The organism is Pseudomonas sp. BNK-45, from assembly GCF_047456255.1.
Taxonomy (GTDB): domain Bacteria; phylum Pseudomonadota; class Gammaproteobacteria; order Pseudomonadales; family Pseudomonadaceae; genus Aquipseudomonas.
In genome coordinates this window covers 5,528,151-5,548,060 of the sequence record NZ_CP179909.1, presented here as the reverse complement: position 1 = coordinate 5,548,060, position 19,910 = coordinate 5,528,151, and the positions used below count along the sequence as shown (strand labels likewise).

The 19,910-nt window shown below is 62.9% G+C and carries 20 protein-coding genes and 1 other RNA gene; 12 read left to right on the top strand and 9 right to left on the bottom strand.

Going from position 1 to position 19,910, the window contains the following annotated elements:
- The first annotated feature begins 79 nt into the window (after positions 1 to 79).
- The 3 genes from ACMGG8_RS25035 (at position 80) to ACMGG8_RS25025 (ending at position 2,208) form a co-directional block, all read left to right on the top strand.
- Complete coding sequence (locus ACMGG8_RS25035) at positions 80 to 1,249, top strand: putative zinc-binding metallopeptidase (RefSeq protein WP_414158633.1); 1,170 nt, start codon at positions 80 to 82, stop codon at positions 1,247 to 1,249.
- Between the two features lie 237 nt (positions 1,250 to 1,486).
- Positions 1,487 to 1,583, top strand: an RNA gene (gene ffs / locus ACMGG8_RS25030) — signal recognition particle sRNA small type.
- 139 nt (positions 1,584 to 1,722) lie between these two features.
- Complete coding sequence (locus ACMGG8_RS25025; RefSeq protein WP_414158632.1) at positions 1,723 to 2,208, top strand: DUF6538 domain-containing protein; 486 nt, start codon at positions 1,723 to 1,725, stop codon at positions 2,206 to 2,208.
- On the opposite strand, the gene ACMGG8_RS25020 is transcribed toward ACMGG8_RS25025, so the two are convergent.
- The gene (locus ACMGG8_RS25020; protein ID WP_414158631.1) at positions 2,093 to 2,650 is read right to left on the bottom strand and encodes a hypothetical protein; all 558 of its coding nucleotides are present in this window, start codon (positions 2,648 to 2,650) and stop codon (positions 2,093 to 2,095) included. The genes ACMGG8_RS25025 and ACMGG8_RS25020 overlap by 116 nt on opposite strands.
- A gap of 567 nt (positions 2,651 to 3,217) precedes the next feature.
- On the opposite strand from ACMGG8_RS25020, the gene ACMGG8_RS25015 reads away from it, so the two are divergent.
- Positions 3,218 to 3,718: a GrpB family protein gene (locus tag ACMGG8_RS25015; protein WP_060838315.1), complete on the top strand. Its 501-nt coding sequence runs from the start codon at positions 3,218 to 3,220 to the stop codon at positions 3,716 to 3,718.
- On the opposite strand, the gene ACMGG8_RS25010 is transcribed toward ACMGG8_RS25015, so the two are convergent.
- From ACMGG8_RS25010 to ACMGG8_RS25000, 3 genes are all read right to left on the bottom strand, one after another.
- The gene (locus ACMGG8_RS25010; RefSeq protein ID WP_060842956.1) at positions 3,715 to 4,533 is read right to left on the bottom strand and encodes a helix-turn-helix transcriptional regulator; all 819 of its coding nucleotides are present in this window, start codon (positions 4,531 to 4,533) and stop codon (positions 3,715 to 3,717) included. The two genes, ACMGG8_RS25015 and ACMGG8_RS25010, sit on opposite strands and share 4 nt — an antisense overlap.
- Positions 4,534 to 4,535: 2 nt before the next feature.
- Positions 4,536 to 5,087, bottom strand: a complete 552-nt coding sequence (locus ACMGG8_RS25005; RefSeq protein ID WP_414158630.1) for a kinase inhibitor — start codon at positions 5,085 to 5,087, stop codon at positions 4,536 to 4,538.
- Positions 5,088 to 5,205: 118 nt separating this feature from the next.
- Positions 5,206 to 6,072: a LysR family transcriptional regulator gene (locus tag ACMGG8_RS25000; protein ID WP_060842958.1), complete on the bottom strand. Its 867-nt coding sequence runs from the start codon at positions 6,070 to 6,072 to the stop codon at positions 5,206 to 5,208.
- 100 nt (positions 6,073 to 6,172) lie between these two features.
- On the opposite strand from ACMGG8_RS25000, the gene ACMGG8_RS24995 reads away from it, so the two are divergent.
- Entirely contained in the window at positions 6,173 to 7,120 is a 948-nt protein-coding gene (locus tag ACMGG8_RS24995) for a DMT family transporter (protein WP_414158629.1), read from the top strand.
- A 40-nt stretch (positions 7,121 to 7,160) separates the two neighbouring features.
- On the opposite strand, the gene ACMGG8_RS24990 is transcribed toward ACMGG8_RS24995, so the two are convergent.
- From ACMGG8_RS24990 to ACMGG8_RS24980, 3 genes are all read right to left on the bottom strand, one after another.
- Positions 7,161 to 8,054 (bottom strand): DUF2167 domain-containing protein, encoded by an 894-nt coding sequence (locus ACMGG8_RS24990; protein WP_060838320.1) that lies wholly within the window; start codon positions 8,052 to 8,054, stop codon positions 7,161 to 7,163.
- 152 nt (positions 8,055 to 8,206) lie between these two features.
- Positions 8,207 to 8,578, bottom strand: coding sequence for a VOC family protein (locus tag ACMGG8_RS24985; RefSeq protein WP_060842959.1), 372 nt, complete (start codon positions 8,576 to 8,578; stop codon positions 8,207 to 8,209).
- A 141-nt stretch (positions 8,579 to 8,719) separates the two neighbouring features.
- Complete coding sequence (locus ACMGG8_RS24980; RefSeq protein WP_011060220.1) at positions 8,720 to 9,034, bottom strand: helix-turn-helix domain-containing protein; 315 nt, start codon at positions 9,032 to 9,034, stop codon at positions 8,720 to 8,722.
- 444 nt (positions 9,035 to 9,478) lie between these two features.
- Between ACMGG8_RS24980 and ACMGG8_RS24975 the strand changes: the two genes are divergently transcribed.
- Together ACMGG8_RS24975 and ACMGG8_RS24970 are read left to right on the top strand one after the other, a co-directional pair.
- Positions 9,479 to 11,044, top strand: coding sequence for a methyl-accepting chemotaxis protein (locus tag ACMGG8_RS24975; protein WP_060838323.1), 1,566 nt, complete (start codon positions 9,479 to 9,481; stop codon positions 11,042 to 11,044).
- A gap of 18 nt (positions 11,045 to 11,062) precedes the next feature.
- Positions 11,063 to 12,775: a putative bifunctional diguanylate cyclase/phosphodiesterase gene (locus tag ACMGG8_RS24970; RefSeq protein ID WP_414158628.1), complete on the top strand. Its 1,713-nt coding sequence runs from the start codon at positions 11,063 to 11,065 to the stop codon at positions 12,773 to 12,775.
- On the opposite strand, the gene ACMGG8_RS24965 is transcribed toward ACMGG8_RS24970, so the two are convergent.
- Positions 12,754 to 13,524 (bottom strand): substrate-binding periplasmic protein, encoded by a 771-nt coding sequence (locus ACMGG8_RS24965; protein WP_060838325.1) that lies wholly within the window; start codon positions 13,522 to 13,524, stop codon positions 12,754 to 12,756. The genes ACMGG8_RS24970 and ACMGG8_RS24965 overlap by 22 nt on opposite strands.
- A 139-nt stretch (positions 13,525 to 13,663) precedes the next feature.
- On the opposite strand from ACMGG8_RS24965, the gene dnaX reads away from it, so the two are divergent.
- The 5 genes from dnaX to ACMGG8_RS24940 all read left to right on the top strand — a co-directional run bounded on the left by dnaX (position 13,664) and on the right by ACMGG8_RS24940 (position 19,293).
- Entirely contained in the window at positions 13,664 to 15,751 is a 2,088-nt protein-coding gene (gene dnaX / locus ACMGG8_RS24960) for a DNA polymerase III subunit gamma/tau (RefSeq protein WP_129406608.1), read from the top strand.
- A gap of 66 nt (positions 15,752 to 15,817) precedes the next feature.
- Positions 15,818 to 16,156 (top strand): YbaB/EbfC family nucleoid-associated protein, encoded by a 339-nt coding sequence (locus ACMGG8_RS24955; protein WP_015634779.1) that lies wholly within the window; start codon positions 15,818 to 15,820, stop codon positions 16,154 to 16,156.
- A gap of 177 nt (positions 16,157 to 16,333) precedes the next feature.
- Entirely contained in the window at positions 16,334 to 17,377 is a 1,044-nt protein-coding gene (locus ACMGG8_RS24950; RefSeq protein ID WP_060838327.1) for an NADP-dependent oxidoreductase, read from the top strand.
- Positions 17,378 to 17,434: 57 nt separating this feature from the next.
- The gene (gene recR, locus ACMGG8_RS24945; RefSeq protein WP_016966588.1) at positions 17,435 to 18,037 is read left to right on the top strand and encodes a recombination mediator RecR; all 603 of its coding nucleotides are present in this window, start codon (positions 17,435 to 17,437) and stop codon (positions 18,035 to 18,037) included.
- Positions 18,038 to 18,144: 107 nt separating this feature from the next.
- The gene (locus ACMGG8_RS24940) at positions 18,145 to 19,293 is read left to right on the top strand and encodes an acyl-CoA dehydrogenase family protein (protein ID WP_414158627.1); all 1,149 of its coding nucleotides are present in this window, start codon (positions 18,145 to 18,147) and stop codon (positions 19,291 to 19,293) included.
- Here ACMGG8_RS24940 and ACMGG8_RS24935 read toward each other — a convergent pair.
- Positions 19,290 to 19,838: an adenine phosphoribosyltransferase gene (locus tag ACMGG8_RS24935; protein ID WP_016966592.1), complete on the bottom strand. Its 549-nt coding sequence runs from the start codon at positions 19,836 to 19,838 to the stop codon at positions 19,290 to 19,292. The two genes, ACMGG8_RS24940 and ACMGG8_RS24935, sit on opposite strands and share 4 nt — an antisense overlap.
- Positions 19,839 to 19,910 lie beyond the last annotated feature (72 nt).

The following is a 19,910-nucleotide window of genomic DNA, read 5'->3' as shown; positions in this document are numbered from 1 at the left end:
GGCGGGCTCCTGCCGGGCCGAGGGAACGATGGGGTAGCCAGGATGATCTAGTCTTGGCAGGCCCCACGGAGGATGCGCCATGTACCGTTTCTTCGAGCAGCTCAGTTCCCGCATCGCCGCGCCCTTTGTCGGTGATCGTTCACGCAGCGGCAAGCTCTGGGCCTGTCGCTGCGGGCAGTCGCTGTTCTTTCGCAACAGCCAATGCCTGGCCTGTGCGGCCGTGCTCGGTTATGCGCCGCAATTGGGCAGCTTGTCTTCCCTGCGGCCGGGACCTGTGGCGCAAACCTGGGTGCTCGATGCCAGGCCCGAGGCCGGCGCGTTCAAGCGCTGCGCCAATCTGCATACGGCGGCGGCCTGTAACTGGCTGCTGCCCGCGCACCTGACGGGCAGCCTGTGCATCGCCTGCCGCTTGAATCGCACCATTCCCGACCTGTCCGTCCCCGAGAACCCTGAGCGCTGGCGCAAGGTGGAAATCGCCAAGCGTCGCCTGGTGGCGCAGTTGCTTGCCCTGGGGCTGCAACTGCTGCCCAAGAGTGACGATGAAGAGCGGGGCCTGGCCTTCGATTTTATCGGTGTCGATCTCCAGGGCAGGGCGCCCATGACCGGGCACGCCGGTGGCCTGATCACCCTGGATATCAAGGAGGCCGACGATGCCCATCGCGAACAGGTGCGAACGCAGATGCGTGAGCCCTATCGCACCCTGCTCGGGCACTTCCGACATGAAGTGGGGCACTACTATTGGGATCGGCTGATTGCCGACAGCCCCTGGTTGCAGCCGTTTCGCCGCCTGTTCGGCGATGAGCGCGGCAGCTATGCCCAGGCCCTGGAGCGCCACTATCAGCAAGGCGCACCGAGTGATTGGCAGCAAAGCCACATCAGCGCCTACGCCACCATGCATCCCTGGGAAGACTGGGCGGAAACCTGGGCTCACTACCTGCACATGATGGACGCGGTGGATACGGCCCTGGGCTTTGGCATGAGTGCCCGAGACGTCGATCTCGATTACCAGCCGTTTCCCCTGAGCAGTCTTTACGACCCGCAGCATCCCGGCGGTCCGGCGTTCCTGGCCTTCGTCAATGCCTGGATCGAACTGGCGGGCATGCTCAATGAACTGTCCCGCAGCATGGGACAGCCGGATTTCTATCCGTTCATCCTGCCGCCGGCGGTGATCGGCAAATTGCACTTCATCCACCTGGTGATCCAGCAGGAAGGCGGTCGCGCCGAAGAAGCGCTGTCCCTGGACGGATGATCCCCCGTCCTGCAGGAGCGAGCTTGCCAGGGCGATGTACCTGATCCGGCGCGGCGCCTGCCCCGTGAACCGGCGTGCTTCGGCGGTAGCGGCGGTTGGATGGCGCTTGTATCCCGGAACACATCCAAGTGCTTGAAGCTCATCGGATTTTTTAATCTGCAACGAGCGGTTGTAAGTTCGACTCAGATAGGTACAATGGCGCGGCTCGCCGACAGGCGAACGTCGTTATGGTGACCCCATCGGTCCCCCCGCAACGATTACCCGTGAACCTGGTCAGATCCGGAAGGAAGCAGCCACAGCGGGAACATTGTGTGCCGGGGTGTGGCTGGTGGGGTTGCCTCCAATCTTTCAAGCGATTGATTCTTAACGGTTTTTCACCCTTTGCCACGTGGTGGTACAAGAAGTGATACATCCGTGTCGACCATCCCGTCCTACCTTTTATTGTCCGCCACTCGGTCTATTACTTCCGAATCGTGGTGCCGGATGTCATTCGCCCGTTGTTCCCCCAAAGAGAAATTCGTCGCTCCCTGCAAACTCGTTGCAAACGGGAGGCACTGATTCGTGGGCGGTATATTTTGGCCCAAGTCCAGGGGCTGTTTACGCAAGCGTTCCAGGGGATTAGGCCCTCGCTTGAGTTCATTCGCGGGGCCTGGGAAGTGGGCGGAAAGCGTCTTGCTAGTTGGTCGTCGTGGCTGCGACAGCAGCAGTTGATAGGTGCCGCGATTCCTGTGCCTTCACTAGCGCCAGAACGGTTCGTAGGTCCTCTTCAGCTTCCTGCTGTGGCATCCGCCGTGGCAGTGCCCGCGGTTGTTCAGCCATTCGAATCAAGTCCGGTTAGCGGCATTACGGCCGATAAAGCGGGAATGCTTCCATTAGCGGTGGTATCTCCTGGCCTATCTCTGCTGCGCTTTCAGAGGGGTTGCTCGGTTTTGGAATATTCCGGGCGAAGTGAAAGATGATGGTCTGGCCGGAGGCGCCATCCTTGTAATACTTGAAATAGCTGATCTCCGAGAATTGCCCGTCTTTACGCAATGAATTGGGATGAAACATCATCGCGTAATCGATTCCGGTTTTATTGTCGGTCAGCAGGACTGCCGGCATATTCGGGTTTTCTTGTTGATGAAGCTGGATGGCGCGTTTGGCGAGGTCGAGGGGTTTGATGTGATTCATCTCGGGAGGCACGACGATAAAGTCCACCATTTCATTCCAGACATCCATGCTTTCCTCGGCAGGGAAATACTCCCACAAGCCCGGTTTTTGGAATTTCAGGACGAACGCCTTGCCGCCGAACATCACCGTTTTGGTGTCGGCAATTGACGGACTAGACATGTCGGAGGTGAGCGGCGTGGTGCAGCCATAGAGCAGGAAGAGGGCGGATAACATAAGCAATGTGGCTTTCATTTCAATCCTTGAAAATGTGCGTCGGTGTATTTTGCGCAAGTAACAGTAGCCCAGCGCATCACTGAATACTTCCTTTTTTCGGGATCGAAAGAGAACGGGCGGTCTGCAAAGCACATTACCCGTGCGACGACCGGGTTTGCTGGGGATTTCGTCGAGAGGGCGCCTTCAGGTGGTACAAAAGGCAGGTAAACACCCGGCCGAGCATCCTTATACCCAGCGTACAGTGAACCCAAATTCACATTCGCGTGATGGTGAAGAATCCGGTGGCGCCCTTCTTGAAGCCGACAGGCGAGCGTCGTTATGGTGGTCCCTTCGGTCCCCCCGCAACCATTACCCGTGAATCTGGTCAGATCCGGAAGGCAGCAGCTGCCACGTGGTGGTACAAGGCGTGAGACAGCCGTGTCGATTTCTCCTCTTCTATCTGTTGTTGTCCCGCAAGCCGGTCTAAAGCGGGCGAATCGTCGTGCGTCTCGCGTTCCTCATGAATACTCCGGAGGCGTAGCTGTGGTACGCCAATGCCTATCGCGGTTAAGCTCTCGCGCTTTTTCTACCAGGGACGGAGTGCCAATGGCGCTGACCAGTAAAATCTGTGCTTACGAGAATCACTGGCCTGCGGCCTTCAGTGCCGAGCGAGCCCGCATCGTCCAGGGCTTCGGCGACGAGCTGATGGCTGTTCATCACGTGGGCAGCACGGCTGTTCCGGGGCTGGCGGCCAAGCCGGAAATCGATCTTTTGCTGGTGGTCGTGGAGCATCGGGATGAGGCGGCGCGCAATGCCTTCATGGCGACCCTGGGCTATGTCCGAGGCAGCAATCTATCCCCGGGGCATCACTTTTACCGCCGCGATGTCGAGGGCGTGCGCACCCATAAAGTGCATGTCTGCATCTGTGGTCATGAGCAGATCGGGCGCATGCTGGTTTTTCGCGATCTGCTGCGACAAGACAGCGATCTGCGCCAGCAATACCAGGATCTGAAGCTGGCGCTTGAAGCCGACAATCGCGGGGGGATTGGCGAGTATCTCGCGCAGAAGGCTCCCTTCATCGATGCCGTGATGGCGCGCCAGGGCTAGATCGCGGCGCGCAACTCTCGGGGCGACAGCCCGTAATGCTTGCGAAAGCGCACGGCAAAGCGAGAAGCCGAGGCGTAGCCGCTGGCTGCGGCGATTTCGCCAATCGGGCGTGGCGTGGTTTGCAGCCATTGCAGGGCCATGCCCAGCCTGACGTTTTCGAGAATGTTGCTGAAGCTGTCGTTCTCGTTCGCCAGCTGGCGGCGCAATGTCGAAGCCCCGAGGTTCAGGCGCTCGGCGACGCAGGCGACGGTCCAGTCCCGCGCCGGATTGCTCATGAGGACCTGCTGCACCCGTTCGCACAGTGGGTCGTGACGGTCCAGCAACAAAGGGCCGGCCCAGCCGCCAAGGGCCAGGGCCAGCAGCACCGCCTCGCCGTAGTGGTTGCGCAGGGCATCCGGCGCATCGCTGGCGATGCATTGCAGGAGGTTGTCCCAGGCCTGGGCCGTGTGTCGCTCCAGGGGGACGCACAGGTCTGCGCCGCTGCGTCCGGGGCGGGCGACGATCTGTGGGTGGTAGCGCAGGCTGAACGCGCGCAAGGCCGGGGCGGGGAAGGTCACGACATCGGCAATGTAGTGGCCTTGCGCCCCTGGAGAGTTGCTGATGCCCACTTCGCGCCCGGCCGGCAGCAGGATCAGGTGCTGGCCGCCCACACGCATTTCGCGATCGTCCCAGGCCATGCGTTTTTCGCCCTGGCGCACCCGGCACAGGGCGCTGACGAAAATCGGTACTCGTTGCAGGGCGTGGGCTTGCCTGGCACGGATGACGCAAGCGTCGATACGGCTTTCGTGATGCTGCAGGCCAGCCGGTGCGTTCATCGTCAGCGTCCGTAGGTGGCGGTCAGTGTGGTCTTGGCCAGTGCGTTGGCGTTGAGCATGTAGCCCACCATCGCTCCGCTGGCCTGGGTGTCGAGGGGCAGTTTATCCACCTTCAGCGCCCAGACGGTGAACTGGTAACGATGAGGTTTGTCGCCCGTTGGCGGGCAAGCGCCACCAAATCCAGGTTGGCCGTAATCGGTGCGTCCCTGGACGGCTCCCGACGGCAGCAGTTCGCCGCTGGGGCTGCCGGCGCCCCTGGGCAGGCCCTGGGTGCTGCTGGGGAGGTTGACCAGGGTCCAGTGCCACCAGCCGCTGCCGGTGGGGGCGTCCGGATCATAGACGGTGATGGCAAAGCTGCGGGTGCCCGGCGGAGCATTTTTCCAGGACAGTTCAGGAGAGGTGTTGTCTCCTTCGCAGCCGAAGCCGCGGAATACTTCCCGTTGACTCAAGGGCTGGCCATCGCGGATGTCGTGACTGCTGATGCTGAACTCGGCGGCATGGGCGCCAAGGCTCAGGCTCAAGGACAGTGCGCTAAGAAAAAGGCGGTTGTTCATGGCGGGTTGGTCTGGCTGGTGGGAATGAAGGGCCAGTCTATGGACGGGCAGACCCGGGTGCTGTGCCGTGGCGCTCGAGGATTGTGCCGAAACGCTCGCTGGTTCGACGAGGCGGCCGTCATGCTCCCAGATGCTCCTGCAACAGCCGGGCAAACGCATCCCGCGCGTTGTGTCGCTGTACGTCCTGATGCCAGACGAAGCGGTTGTCCACCGGTAGCAGGTCGCTGAAACGCTGGATGTTCAGGGTCGCCGACTGTGCATAGCGTTCCAATACGCCCTCCGGAATCAGCGACACGCCGGCCCCGACACTGACGCAGCCGATGATGGTGCCCCAGCTGGCGTACCCGGTAATGGGCAGGTTCAGGCCGTGCCTGGCCAGCCAGTTCTCCAGGGCGCGGCGATAGGGGCAGCCCTGCGGCCACATGAACAGGTTTTGCCCCTGCAGATCGCTGGCGCTGTGGATGGGAGCGCTGCCGGCACTGGAAATCAGTACCAGGGGCTCGTGGTAAAGCACCGTCTGCTTGAGCCTGGGTGGCAAGGTGTCGATGGCCACCAAGGCGCCGTCGATGCGTTGGTGTTGCAGCTCTGTAAAGAGCTGCGACCAGGTGCCGGTCACCAGCTCCACGCTCACCTTGGGGTAGCGTCGGTGATATTGCGCCAGCAGCGGTGGCAGGCGCCCGCCAGCGCAGGACTCGATGGCGCCCAGGCGCAGCAGGCCGCTGGGCTCCGCCTGGTCGTCCACCGCGCGCTTGGCCTCATCGACCAGCGCCAGAATGCGTTCGCTGTAGCCTAAGAATATTTCTCCAGCGGCGCTGATCTTCAGGCCGCGCCCGACCCGGGTGAACAGCGGGGTGCCCAGTTCGCTTTCCAGCTGCTTGAGGCGGTTGGTGATGTTGGAGGGCACGCAATGCAGTTGTTCGGCGGCGCGGGCGATGCTGCCGGTGCGGGCCACGGCGTTCAGCATTTTCAGTTGGCTCAGTTCCATTGCTCATTTCCAGTGATGAATGGCCTCAGTATCGGTCAGTTGTGGTGAGTTGTGGAGGGCGAGAGACTGGGTTTCCTCTCTCTGTCCGGGCGCCTGTGCCGTGAAACATTCATCAGGATTCAAATTGTTGCTGGCTACCGCTGCGGTGATTTTGTGCTGGGCCTATTCGCCGGTGGGCATTCACATTGGCCTTGAGGGCTACAGTCCCGGGCATCTGGCGTTGTTGCGTTTCCTGGTTGCCTCGCTGTTGATGGCCGCGATGGCTGTGGTGCTGAAAATATCCCTGCCGCGTTGGCGCGATTTGCCCGGGCTGCTGGTGCTGGGGTTCTTTGCCATCGCCCTGCATCACGTCAGCCTCAATTATGGTCAGCAGGGCTTGAGTGCCGGCGCTTCCAGCGTGCTGGCACAGACGGCGCCGTTATTTGGCACGCTGATCGCCTGCTTCTGGCTCAGGGAGGCGGTCAGTGCCTGGCGCTGGGGCTGCGTGGTGCTGGGGTTGTTTGGTGCCGTGCTGGTGGTTGTGGCTGACAAGGGGCTGGGGTCGATCGAGCCCCGCGGGTTGCTGGTGTTGCTGGCGGCTTTTTCCTGGGGGCTGTACTTCGTCTTGCAGCGGCGTCTGTCCGGGCGTTACGGGGTGCTGACCACCGTGTGCTACATGGTCTGGGGCGGCACCTTGTTGTTGTCGGTGTATGCGCCGGGATTGGCGCGGGAGGTCGTCCAGGCGCCGTGGCGGGTGAATCTGGCGGTGCTGTTGCTGGGGCTGTTTCCCAGTGCGCTGGCGTATCTGGCCTGGGCCTATGTGCTGGCGCGGGTGGAGGTCAGTCGGGCGTCGATGGCCCTGTACCTGATACCGCCAGTGGCGATGTCGCTGGCGGCGACGGTGCTGGGGGAGGTGGTGCAGTCTGCCGTGCTGCTGGGGGCGGCGGTGGTGCTGGGTAGCGTGATGGCGATGCAGTTGGAGGGGCGCTGGCGGCAATGGCGTCTCGGGCGATCGAGGATCCTGCCTGGGCTGGAGCGGGGTGGGCGGGTGAAGCTGGGTGATTCGTGAGGTGCAACGCCCCGTCAGGCAGGGGCGTTGCGCTCGGGGATCAGCCTTTTTTCTTGAACAGCCGGCCGACGAATGCGGCCAGGGCGAGGACGCCGATGACAATGAATTTCTTGCCGGCCAGGAGCAGTACCCCCAGCTTGGCAAACAACCCGGCCTTGCTGGCCAGGCCTCCGGCCACCAGCGCGGCCAGACCGTAGGACGCCAGCTTGTCGGTGCTTGGGTTGTAGTCGGCGTAGCGGTTGCCGTCGGTGAAGTTGGTGAAGGCCAGCACCTTGGGGATCTCGCGCTTGATGGTGGCCAGGTCGTCCATGGAGGCGACCGCATTGAGCTCCAGCACGCCTTCGCGACCCAGCACGCGGATGCTGTAGTTCAGGGTGTTGCTCTCGGCGCCTTCGGCCTTGAGTTCGCGGGCCCAGTACATTTTGTGGGTCTGGGCGTCATAGCTGGGCTGCTCGGCCCAGCCCAGCAGGTGGATGGCGCCATAGCCCTGTTCCTTGCGCTGCTTGTTGTCTTGCTCGTCGGCTTCCTGCATTTGCTTGAGCAGGTCCTGATAGTCGATCTTCGCCGCGTCGTCGTCGGAGATGTGCCCATCATTCTTGTAGCTGATGATCACGCCCCAGCCTTCGGCGGACAGCGGGCTAACGGCGCTGGGCACGATCATGCCCAGGGTGGTGAAGCCGGGCGGGTTGCCCCAGCCTTCGGTGAGCAGTTTCTCGGTGTCCTTGGGGTTGAGGTAGTAAAACTCCTGGCTCAGGTCGAGGCTGGCGATATCCCCGGGCAGCTTGACCTGGCCATGGCGTGGCGAGAGCGAGGCGAGAAACTGTTCGGCTGTCTGGGGTTCGCTGTCCTTGCCTTGGCTCGGTGTGGCGGCGCAGGCAAAGAATGGCGTGGCACAGAGGATGGCCATCGCCAGTAATAGACGCAGGTACTTCATCGTATTCCCTTACAAATTGTGACAAGTCGGCGGGCAGGATAGCGATGAGTGCCTGGAGGCTCAATGAGACGTTTCTATTTATTTCAAAGCAGCGGCGAGGAGGGCGCTGGTGACAGCGCCGCTCTCTCTGTGGGGTGGCGGCGCAGGCAAGTTCAGTCGACGCTGAGATAGAGCACGCGCAGGCGGTGTCCGTCCGGATCGAGGGCCAGCAGGGTGTAGCCGAAATCCATCTGGGTGGGTGGCTGGGCGATGGTCAGGCCCAGGCTCTGCCAGTGGCGGTGCAGGTCGTCCACGGCTTCGCGGCTGTCCAAGGCCCAGCCCAGTTCGCCGCCACCGCCGGTCGCCTGGGCGCTGGGCTCGACCGTGTGGCGCGACCACAGGCCGAGTTTGATCCCCGAGTCGAGGATGAACAGCGCGAAGGTGGGGGAGGATTCCACCGGTTGCTTGTCCAGCAGGCGACTGTAGAACTGCGCGCTGATGGCCGGGCTGTCTACATAAAGCAGGAAGTAGGTGTTGCTGGTCATGACGACTCCAAAGGGCTGTGTGCTGTGGGCACAAGCTTATGTGCCGGGTCTGTCAGATCCTGTCAGGAGTCGTGAATGGACAAAGAGGCCGGCTTGTCGGGTTCGATAAGCAGGCCTCTTCCGATTGATTTGTTGCGGGGCTCAAGGCTTGGACAAGGCCTGGTCTACCGCTGCTATCAGCTTTCCCAGATCCTTAGGGGTGGCTTTGTGAATGACACCGAACAAATAAGCCCGCTGTTCCTCTTCATCGCCCAGATCGGCGAAGAAGGCTTTCAGCTTCACTCCCAGTACTTCGGCTAGCAGAAATAGAGCTTCAACGCTGGGGGTGTAGGTGCCGGTTTCGAAGCGGCTGATGGTTTTTGGGTCAAAACCGGTTTTTTCACCTAGTTCAGCCTGAGTAAGCCCCGCTACCTTTCGATAACGCTTGATGGCTGCACCCAAACTTGAAATTTGCATCGCTCAATTCCCATTTAGAATCAAGAACTTAACGATAAATATTGGCATTAGACAACACCATGGTTCATCACCTTGCTTTGCAAAATGTGATGCATTTCGTAGAATCGGCGCTTCGGACAGGTATTTGGTGATCTAGTTTCAGCAGGCAGGTTTATGAAACAAGAAATCATTGCATTTCCCTTGTTCACCTAAACCGAGGGCTTGGCAGAGGCTCGAACGTCTCGTAAATCCCGCCAACGCTCCGTCCGCCGTCCCCACCTGACGCCTTATCTGATCCTAGTTGATCCTCGTCGAATCGACGGTCATCTGCCGCGCAAACCGCTGTACGGCTGCAATCAGGGCGAACCTTCCGATTGAGTCGTACCGCCAGGAAAGTACATCGCGAATCAGCCTGCTGCCGGCCTCCCGGTACTGTTGATCGCAGGCTGTCTATGGAGTTCTAAAGTGCGTCTCAATTTGCCGGTCAACTCTGTTGAGCAGACCTTTCCCGACCAGCAGCGGCTCATATCCGCCACCGATACCAGCAGCCATATCACCTATTGCAATGCCGAGTTCGCTGCAATGAGCGGTTTCAGCCAGGCCGAACTGATCGGCAGCACCCACAACCTGGTGCGCCACCCGGACATGCCTGCGGCGGTGTTCGAGTCGATGTGGAGGTATCTGAAGGCCGGTCAGAGCTGGATGGGGGTGGTGAAGAACCGCTGCAAGAACGGCAATTTCTATTGGGTCAGCGCCTATGTCACGCCGATTCTGGAGGACGGGCGACTGGTGGGCTACGAGTCGGTCCGGGTCAAGCCGACCCGGGAGCAGGTCAGTCGTGCCGAAGCCTTGTATGCCCGCATGCGCGCCAACAAGTCGCCGGTCAGCGCTTGGCGTCGGCTGGAGGCCGGAGCCCGGCCATTGCTGTTGCCGGCGGCCCTGGCAGTGGCGTGCCTGGGCGCGTTCAGCTGGCTGCCGACGCTGGCGGCCCAGGGCCTGACCGTTGCCGGCTTCATCGCCGTCGGACTGTCGGCCCAGCGCCGTTTGCGACAGCAGCTCAAGCACATCCTCAGCAGCACCCCGAATACCTTCGCCGATCCGATCTGTGCCCTGGCCTACAGCGAAGCGCTGGGGCCGGCGGGGCAATTACAGATGATCCTGATCAGTGAGGAGGCGCGGCTGAAAACTGCCCTGACGCGCCTCAGCGATCTGGCCCGGCAGATGGCCACGGCTGCCACCGACTCCAGCCAGCTGTCCAGCCGCACCGAGACCGCCCTGCTGGAGCAGAGGGCCGAGACCGACATGACGGCCGCCGCCATGACCCAGATGGCCGCCTCGATCACCGAGGTTGCCGAGCACGTGCAGCACACCGCCAGCGAGGCTCACACCGCCAACCTCCTGGCCCGGGAAGGCAGCCAGGTGGCGGGTTCTTCCCGGGATGCCATCCAGTTGCTGGCTCGCACGGTCACCCAGATCAACCAGGCGGTGGGCGACCTGGCCGGGCAGACCCAGGACATCATGGTGGCGGCGAGCATGATCCAGGCGATTGCCGACCAGACCAACCTGCTGGCCCTGAACGCTGCCATCGAAGCCGCCCGAGCCGGCGAGCAGGGACGGGGGTTTGCCGTGGTGGCCGATGAAGTGCGGGCCCTGGCGGGCAAGACCCGGCAATCGACCCAGCAGATCCAGGGCATCATCCAGAGCCTGCGGGCCGGTGCCGACGAGGCGGTGCAGATCGCCAACCTCGGCATCGAAGAGGCGGAGCAGGGTGTGCAGCAGGTGTTGCAGGCGCAACAGGCCCTGCATGGCATCGGCGCTGCGGTGGAGCGCATCACCGACATGAGCCAGCAGATGGCGGCGGCCTCCCAGGAGCAATCCCATGTGGCCGAGTCGGTGTCCGAACAGATCAACCGCGTCGCCGCCACGGTGCAGCGCACCGCCAATAACGCCAGCGCCGGGGTGGTCCGCGGCACCGAGCTGGAAAACATCTCTTCCGGGCTGCGTGCCCTGGTCGAGCGGTTCAACCGCTAGCGACAGTGATCTCGACTCATGGATGAGAAATATCGCAGGGCCGTCGATGCCGCCGCCATCTTCTCCGAGACTGATCTCGGCGGCAGCATCACCTATGTCAATGACCTGTTCTGCCAGATCTCGGGCTACAGCCGCGATGAGCTGATCGGGGCCAACCACCGGATGCTCAGCTCGGGGCTGCACCCGCCGGAGTTCTTCAACGAGCTGTGGCAGACCATCTCCCAGGGCCGGGTGTGGAAGGGCGAGATCTGTAACCGGGCCAAGGATGGCAGCCTGTACTGGGTCGACAGCACCATGGTGCCCCTGATGGATCAGCGTTCCGGCAAGGTGATGCGCTACGTGTCGATTCGCTTCGATGTCAGCGAAAAGCGCCAGTTGCTGCATTCGCTGCAATGGCGGGTCGGACATGACGTGCTCACCGGCCTGCCCAACCGGGCCTTTCTTTCCGACCTGCTGTATCAGGCCCTGGAGTTCTCCCGCCGTGAGGACATCCCCCTGGCGGTGTGCATGCTTGACCTCGATGGCTTCAAGGCCGTCAACGATGGCTACGGGCACGCCTGTGGCGACTTGCTGCTGGTGGAAGTGGCGGCGCGTCTGCGTTCGATCATTCGTGGCGAGGATGTGGTGGCGCGTCTGGCCGGCGACGAGTTCGTGCTGATCCTGCGCTATGTGCGCGACATGCTGGAGCTGCGTGCGGCGTTGCAACGGGTGCTGGCCACCATCTCCCAGCCCTATTCGATCCAGGGCAAGGACATCAATGTCTTTGCCAGCATCGGCGTGACCCTGTTTCCCAACGATAACCACGACGCCGACACCCTGCTGCGCCATGCCGATCAGGCCATGTACGTGGCCAAGCAGAGCGGGCGCAACCGTTTCCATCTGTTCGATGTGTTGCGGGATCGTGAGGTCATGGTCACCTACCAGACCGTCGAACAGGTGCGCCAGGCGCTGAACGCCGGTGAGTTGCAGCTGTACTTCCAGCCCAAGGTCAACATGCGCAGCGGCGCGGTGGTGGGCTTCGAGGCGATGCTGCGCTGGCAGCACCCGCAACGGGGCATGCTCGGCTCCCACGAGTTTCTGCCTCAGGTGGAGGAGACCGACCTGATCGTCGACATTGGCGAATGGGTTATGGATCAGGTGATGACGCGCCTGCAGGACTGGCAGGCGGCAGGCCATGGCTGGTCGGTGAGCCTGAACGTCGCGGCCCGGCATTTCCAGCGCCCGGATTTTGTCGAGCGGCTCAAGGAGATGCTCGAACGATACCCGCAGGTTTCGCCGGCGTTGCTGGAGCTGGAGATTGTCGAGTCGGCGGCCATCGAGAACATCCAGCGGGTCAGCGATTGCCTCGATGCCTGTCAGGCCCTGGGCGTGCAGTTCTCCCTGGGGCACTTCGGCACCGGGCATTCGTCCCTCAGTTACCTCAAACGCCTGCGCACCCAGACCATCAAGATCGATCGTCTGTTTGTCCGCGACATGCTGCACGACCAGGACGATCAGGCGCTGATCCAGGCCCTGATAGGGCTGGCCCGGGCCTTTGGTCGGCAAGTGGTGGCCGAGGGCCTGGAAAGCCTGGCCCACGGAGAGCGCTTGATGGAGCTGGGGTGCGAGGTGGCTCAGGGCGACTTCATCGCCGAGCCCATGCCGGCTGATGCTGTGCTGCAGTGGGTGGGCGCTTTCCAGCCCCCGCAGGCATGGCGCCAGGGCGCAGTTCAGGGCGCGGCGGCGTCGTAGGTGCTGGCGCTGGAGGGCGGTTCGACGTAGCGCTGGACGATGGCGTCGATTTCCCCGGACATTTTCATCTGCAGCAGGGCGCGCAGGATGCGCCGGGCCGGCACCGCCGGGTCGTTACGCACGTAGCAGCTCACGGCCTGCTCCTGCAGCAGGGCGACGCGGTACAGCGGTTTGCCGGAGGCCTGGGTCTGGTTGAACCAGTCCAGGGTCCATTGGCTGGCGATTGCGTAGTGATAGCGCCCGACCTGGAGCTTTTGCAGGACCTGCTCCTCGTTGCGCGCATCGTCACGAATCAGCCGGGCACTGTCGAACAGCGCTTGCAGGGAGGTGTAGGTGTAGCTCAGCACGGTGCCGATGTGCTGGGTGGGCAAGTCCTGGGGATTGAGCGGTGTCGGATGCGGGCGGTCGCTCACCAGCAGGTTGCGTTGCACGAACAGCGGCACGCTCCACAGATAGTCCCCGGACAGGTTCGGCAGCCAGGCCTGGGCGGCGAAGCAGCGTACGTCCACCTCGCCCTGGGCCATGGCGTTCTGCACCCGGGCCCGGGCCAGGACGTGGAACTCGGCGCGGGTGCCCAGGTGGCGGGCCAGGCTGTTCATGGTGTCGTAAAGGATGCCGGCGGTGGGTTGCTCGTCCTCGATCTCGATGGTCGGCATGGCCCAGCTGTCGGCAATCACAAAGCGCAAAGGCGCTTCGGCGGCTTCCAGGCTGGCGCTCAACAGCAGCAGGGCGCCCCAAGTCAAACGCATACGGTCTCCCACGGTTCAAACGGCCGAGCCATCCTTGGCAAAATGCAGCTTAGACAGATTAGACAAGCGCGCCGGATGCAATTTCGCCCTTGCTCCGCTAGCATTACCGGCTTCCGCTTTCCAGTTGCGACGGTTTTCGATGAGTTATCAGGTTCTTGCACGTAAATGGCGTCCGCGCTCGTTCCGCGAAATGGTCGGCCAGACCCATGTGCTCAAGGCTCTGATCAATGCCTTGGACAGCCAGCGGCTGCACCACGCCTATCTGTTTACCGGCACCCGCGGGGTGGGCAAGACCACCATCGCGCGGATCATTGCCAAATGCCTGAACTGTGAAACAGGCATCACTTCCACGCCGTGCGGCACCTGCTCGGTGTGCTGCGAGATCGATGAGGGGCGTTTCGTCGACCTGATCGAGATCGACGCCGCGAGCCGGACCAAGGTCGAGGACACCCGTGAACTGCTGGACAACGTGCAGTACGCACCGAGCCGCGGGCGCTTCAAGGTCTACCTGATCGACGAGGTGCACATGCTCTCCAGTCACTCGTTCAACGCGTTGCTCAAGACCCTCGAAGAGCCGCCGCCCTACGTCAAGTTCATCCTGGCGACCACCGATCCGCAGAAGCTGCCGGCGACCATCCTGTCGCGCTGCCTGCAGTTTTCCCTGAAAAACATGACCCCCGAGCGGGTGGTGGAGCACCTCAGTCATGTGCTGGGCGTGGAGAACGTGCCGTTCGAGGACGATGCGCTGTGGCTGCTGGGCCGCGCCGCCGACGGCTCGATGCGCGACGCGATGAGCCTGACCGACCAGGCCATCGCCTTCGGTGAGGGCAAGGTCATGGCCGCCGATGTGCGGGCCATGCTCGGCACCCTCGATCATGGCCAGGTCTACGACGTGCTGCATGCCTTGATCAATGGCGATGCCAAGGCGCTGCTGGAAGCGGTACGTCATCTGGCGGAGCAAGGTCCGGACTGGAACGGCGTACTCTCGGAAATTCTCAACGTGCTGCACCGGGTAGCGATCGCCCAGGCCCTGCCGGAAGGGGTCGACAACGGTCATGGCGACCGCGATCGGGTGCTGGCCCTGGCCCAGGCGCTGCCGGCCGAAGACGTGCAGTTCTATTACCAGATGGGCCTGATCGGCCGCCGCGACCTGCCCTTGGCGCCGGATCCGCGGGGGGGCTTCGAGATGGTCCTGCTGCGGATGCTGGCCTTCCGCCCGGCGGATACGGCGGATGCGCCGAGACAGCCGCTAAAGCCAGTGGGGATCAGCCAGGCCACAGTTGATTCCGCCCAAGCCGTGGCGGCACCAGCTCCTGCTGTGCCTGTGGCTGCCGTTGCGCCGATTGCCAGCGCGCCGGTTGCGGCTGCCGCGCCCGTTCCAGCGCCAGCGGCCGCTCCAGCACCTGTCGTGCCGGAGGTGGCCCAAGCGCTGGTCGTTGAACCAGAGCCGGCGGTCGCTGAAGAAGTGATCGACCTGCCTTGGAATGATCCGGTAGAGCCGCCGGCCGAGCAGCAGGCCGCTGTGGAGCCGCTGCTGGACGTGGTTGCCGAACAGCCCGAACTGACGCCGATGCCGACTCCTGCGCCGGACAGCGTGGTGCCGGACGCGCCGGAGTGGGTCAGTGCGCCGGTGCCCGAGCCGAGTGTGGCCGAGGTCGATGCCGCCACACCGGGAATCGACCTGGACGACGAACCGCCCCTGGACGAGGACTACATCGAGCCGGACATGGATTCGGCCTACAGCTACCTCGACGAACTGGCCAGCGAGCACGCCGCCGAACCGGCCCCGGAACCCGAGCCGGAGCCCGCCGCCAAGCCGGCCACCGGCCTGGCCCTGGAGTGGCTGGAACTGTTTCCCAAGCTGCCGATTTCCGGCATGACCGGTAGCATCGCCGCCAACTGCACCCTGATGGCTGTGGATGGCGACAATTGGCTACTGCACCTGGACCCGGCCCATAGCGCGCTGTTCAACGCCACTCAGCAGCGTCGTCTCAACGACGCGTTGAACCAGTACCATGGCCGCACCCTGAACCTGGCCATCGAGCTGATCAAGCCCGAGCAGGAAACCCCGGCCCAGGCGGCTTCACGGCGCCGCGCCGACCGTCAGCGCGAGGCGGAGGATTCGATCCACGGTGATCCGTTCATCCAGCAGATGGTCCAGGAGTTCGGCGCCTTGGTGCGCCACGATACTATTGAACCTGTCGAGGCCCCGGCCGCGCAGGGTTGATTGCTTAAAGGGCGCCGGGCCGCGGGCCGGGCGCTGTTTCCATCCCCGTACTTTGAGGTAATTCCCATGATGAAAGGTGGCATGGCCGGCCTGATGAAGCAGGCACAGCAGATGCAGGAAAAAATGGCCAAGATGCAGGAAGAACTGGCCAACGCTGAAGTCACCGGCAAGGCCGGCGGCGACATGGTCACTGTGGTCATGACCGGCCGTCATGACATCAAGCGCGTGAGCATCGACCCGAGCCTGCTCGAAGGCGTCAGCGAAGATGACCGTGAAGTGCTGGAAGACCTGTTTGCCGCGGCGGTCAACGACGCCGTGCGCAAGATCGAGTCCAATAGCCAGGAAAAAATGTCCGGCATGACCGCCGGCATGCAACTGCCTCCAGGCATGAAGCTGCCGTTCTGATTCGCCCCGGCGCTTCGGATGGACGCACACAAGCCAGGCCTTGAGCCTGGCTTTTTTGTGCCGTCGATCAGCCCCGCTGTGCAGGCATCCCCTGGTTGGAAAGATCGAACGTCATTGTCCCTTCGGGGTCTGCACCCTATACCGTCCTCTTCCATCCTCGAAACAGGAGTGTCTGTGATGCCGCAAACATTGACCCTCAACCAGCGCGTGGTGCTGGTCTCGCGCCCTCAGGGCGCGCCGGTCCCGGAGAACTTCCGCCTGGAACGGGTGGCCTTGCCGGAGCTGGCCGACGGCCAGGTTCTGCTCAAGACCCTCTACCTGTCCCTGGACCCCTACATGCGTGGACGCATGAGCGACGCGCCGTCCTATGCCGCTCCGGTGGAAATCGATGAGGTCATGACCGGTGGCGCGGTGAGCCGGGTCGAGCGCTCGCTGAATCCGAAGTTTCAGGAAGGCGATCTGGTGGTGGGCGCCACCGGCTGGCAGAGCCACTGCATCAGTGATGGCCGCAACCTGATTCCCGTGCCTTCCGGCCTGCCCAGTCCCTCCATGGCCCTGGGCGTGCTGGGCATGCCCGGGATGACGGCTTACATGGGGTTGATGGACATCGGCCAGCCCCAGGCCGGGGAAACGCTGGTGGTGGCCGCGGCCTCCGGCGCCGTGGGCTCGGTGGTGGGGCAGGTGGCCAAGCTCAAGGGGCTGCGGGTGGTAGGTGTGGCAGGTGGCGCCGAGAAATGCCGGTATGTGGTTGAAGAACTGGGCTTCGACGCCTGTGTCGATCACAAGCGTGCGGATTTTGCCGACGAACTGGCCCAGGCTTGCTTCAAGGGTGTGGACATCTATTTCGAGAACGTCGGCGGCCAGGTATTCGATGCGGTAGTCCCCCTGCTCAATCCCCGGGCACGCATTCCCCTGTGCGGGCTGATAGCCCAGTACAACGCCCAGGAGCTGCCACCGGGGCCGGATCGCCTGCCGCTGTTGCAGCGCACCTTGTTGACCAAGCGGGTGCGGATGCAGGGCTTTATCGTTTTCGACGACTACGGCGACCGCCACCCGGAATTCATCAAGGCCATGGCGCCCTGGGTGCGTGAAGGCAAGGTCAAGTTCAAGGAGGACGTGGTGCAGGGCCTGGAGCAGGCCCCTGAAGCCTTCATCGGTCTGTTGGAGGGGCGCAACTTCGGCAAGCTGGTGGTCAAGGTTGCGCCGGACGCGAGCATTTGACGCTATCCCGAGGCGCGGGTATAAACCGCGTCTCGTCGTTTTGTCGGACCTTTGCCCATGAGCTTCAGCCCCCTGATTCGCCAACTGATCGACGCCCTGCGCACTTTGCCGGGCGTGGGTCAGAAAACCGCCCAGCGCATGGCCTTGCAACTGCTCGAGCGTGATCGCAGTGGCGGCTTGCGCCTGGCCCAGGCCCTGAGCCAGGCCATGGAAGGGGTCGGGCACTGCCGTCAATGCCGGACCCTGACCGAAGACGAACTGTGCCCGCAATGTGCCGATCCACGCCGTGATGACACGCTGCTGTGCGTGGTGGAAGGTCCGATGGATGTCTATGCGGTGGAGCAGACCGGCTATCGCGGTCGTTACTTTGTGCTCAAAGGCCACTTGTCGCCTCTGGATGGCCTGGGTCCGGAAGCCATCGGCATTCCGCAGTTGCTGGCGCGGATCGAGGAGCAGGGCAGCTTTACCGAGGTCATCCTGGCCACCAACCCCACGGTGGAGGGCGAAGCCACGGCCCACTACATTGCCCAGCTGCTGACCAACAAAGGCCTGATCACTTCGCGCATCGCCCATGGCGTACCGCTGGGTGGCGAGCTGGAGCTGGTGGATGGCGGCACCCTTGCTCACTCCTTTGCCGGTCGCAAACCCATAGCCCTGTAGCGTTGGTGGGCCGGCGCCGGCGTACCGGCGGGGGCGGAGATACGGACCACCTTGAAAACCAAGCAAGCGCTTGGTAAGTTCCCTCGACCCTTCAGAGGAGCTTGCCGATGTCTGCCTGCCAGGAATACTTCGACCCCAGCCACCAGTTGGTCCGCGACAGCGTGCGACGCTTCGTCGAGCGCGAAATTCTCCCCGAGATTCAACAGTGGGAGGAGGCTGAAAGCTTTCCCCGTGAGCTGTATCTCAAGGCCGGTGCCGCCGGGATTCTCGGCATCGGCTATCCCGAAGCCCTGGGCGGCAGTCACGAAGGTGATCTGTTCGCCAAGATCGCCGCCAGCGAAGAGTTGATGCGCAGCGGTTCCGGCGGCCTGGTGGCAGGGCTGGGGTCGCTGGATATCGGCCTGCCGCCGATCGTCAAATGGGCCCGCTCCGAAGTGCGCGAGCGGGTTGTGCCCCAGGTGCTGTCCGGAGAGAAGATCTGCGCGCTGGCGGTGACCGAGCCCAGTGGCGGGTCGGACGTGGCCAACCTGCAGACACGCGCCGTGCGCGACGGCGATCATTATCGGGTCAGCGGCAGCAAGACCTTCATCACCAGTGGCGTGCGCGCCGATTACTACACCGTCGCGGTGCGTACCGGAGAACCGGGCTATGGCGGCATCAGCCTGCTGCTGATCGAGAAGGGCAGTCCCGGTTTCACGGTGGGCCGGCAGTTGAAAAAGATGGGCTGGTGGGCCTCGGACACCGCCGAGCTGTTTTTCGATGATTGTCGGGTGCCGGTGGGCAACCTGATCGGTGCCCAGAACATGGGCTTCGCCTGCATCATGGGCAACTTCCAGAGCGAGCGCCTGGCCCTGGCGCTGATGGCCAACATGACCGCGCAAATGGCGCTGGAGGAGAGCCTGAAGTGGGCCCGGGAGCGCGAGGCGTTCGGCAAGCCCATCGCCAGGTTCCAGGTGCTCAAGCATCGTCTGGCGGAAATGGCCACGGCCCTGGAGGTGTCCCGGGAGTTCACCTATCGCCAGGCCGCACAGATGGCTGCCGGCAAAAGCGTGATCAAGGAGATTTCCATGGCCAAGAACTTCGCCACCGACACCGCCGACCGCATCACCCACGATGCGGTGCAGATACTCGGCGGCATGGGCTACATGCGCGACAGTCTGGTGGAGCGCCTGTACCGGGATAACCGCATCCTCTCCATTGGCGGCGGCACCCGCGAAGTGATGAACGAAATCATCAGCAAGCAGATGGGGCTCTAGCGTTCGCTCAGGGAGAACTGGGTCAGGCAGAACGTCGGGATGCCCATGTCTTCCAGCTTCTGCGAGCCTCCCAGTTCCGGCAGGTCGATAATGGCGGCGGCCTCGTAGATTTTCGCGCCCATGCGTCGTACCAGGTTGGCGGCGGCGATCAGGGTGCCGCCGGTGGCGATCAGGTCATCGAACATCAATACCGAGTCGCCTTCGCACAGGCTGTCGGCATGCACTTCAAGGAAGGCTTCGCCGTACTCGGTCTGGTAACCCTCGGCCAGTACATCGGCCGGAAGCTTGCCCTGTTTGCGGAACAGAATCAGGGGTTTGTTCAACTGGTAGGCGATGATCGAGCCGATCAGGAAGCCTCGGGCATCCATGGCGCCGATGTGGCTGAAGTCTTCTTCGACATAACGCTGGGCGAAACTGTCGGCCACCAGGCGCAGGGCCCGGGGAGACTGGAACAGGGGAGTGATGTCACGAAAGATCACCCCGGGTTTCGGGAAGTCGATGACGGGGCGGATCAGGGATTTGATGTCAAAGGAGTCGAAGGCCATCTGCGGGTGTCCTGGCGGGCAATTTGGGCCGCGCCAGTATAGCCGCGACCGAGCGGCTTGGCTCAGTCGCGA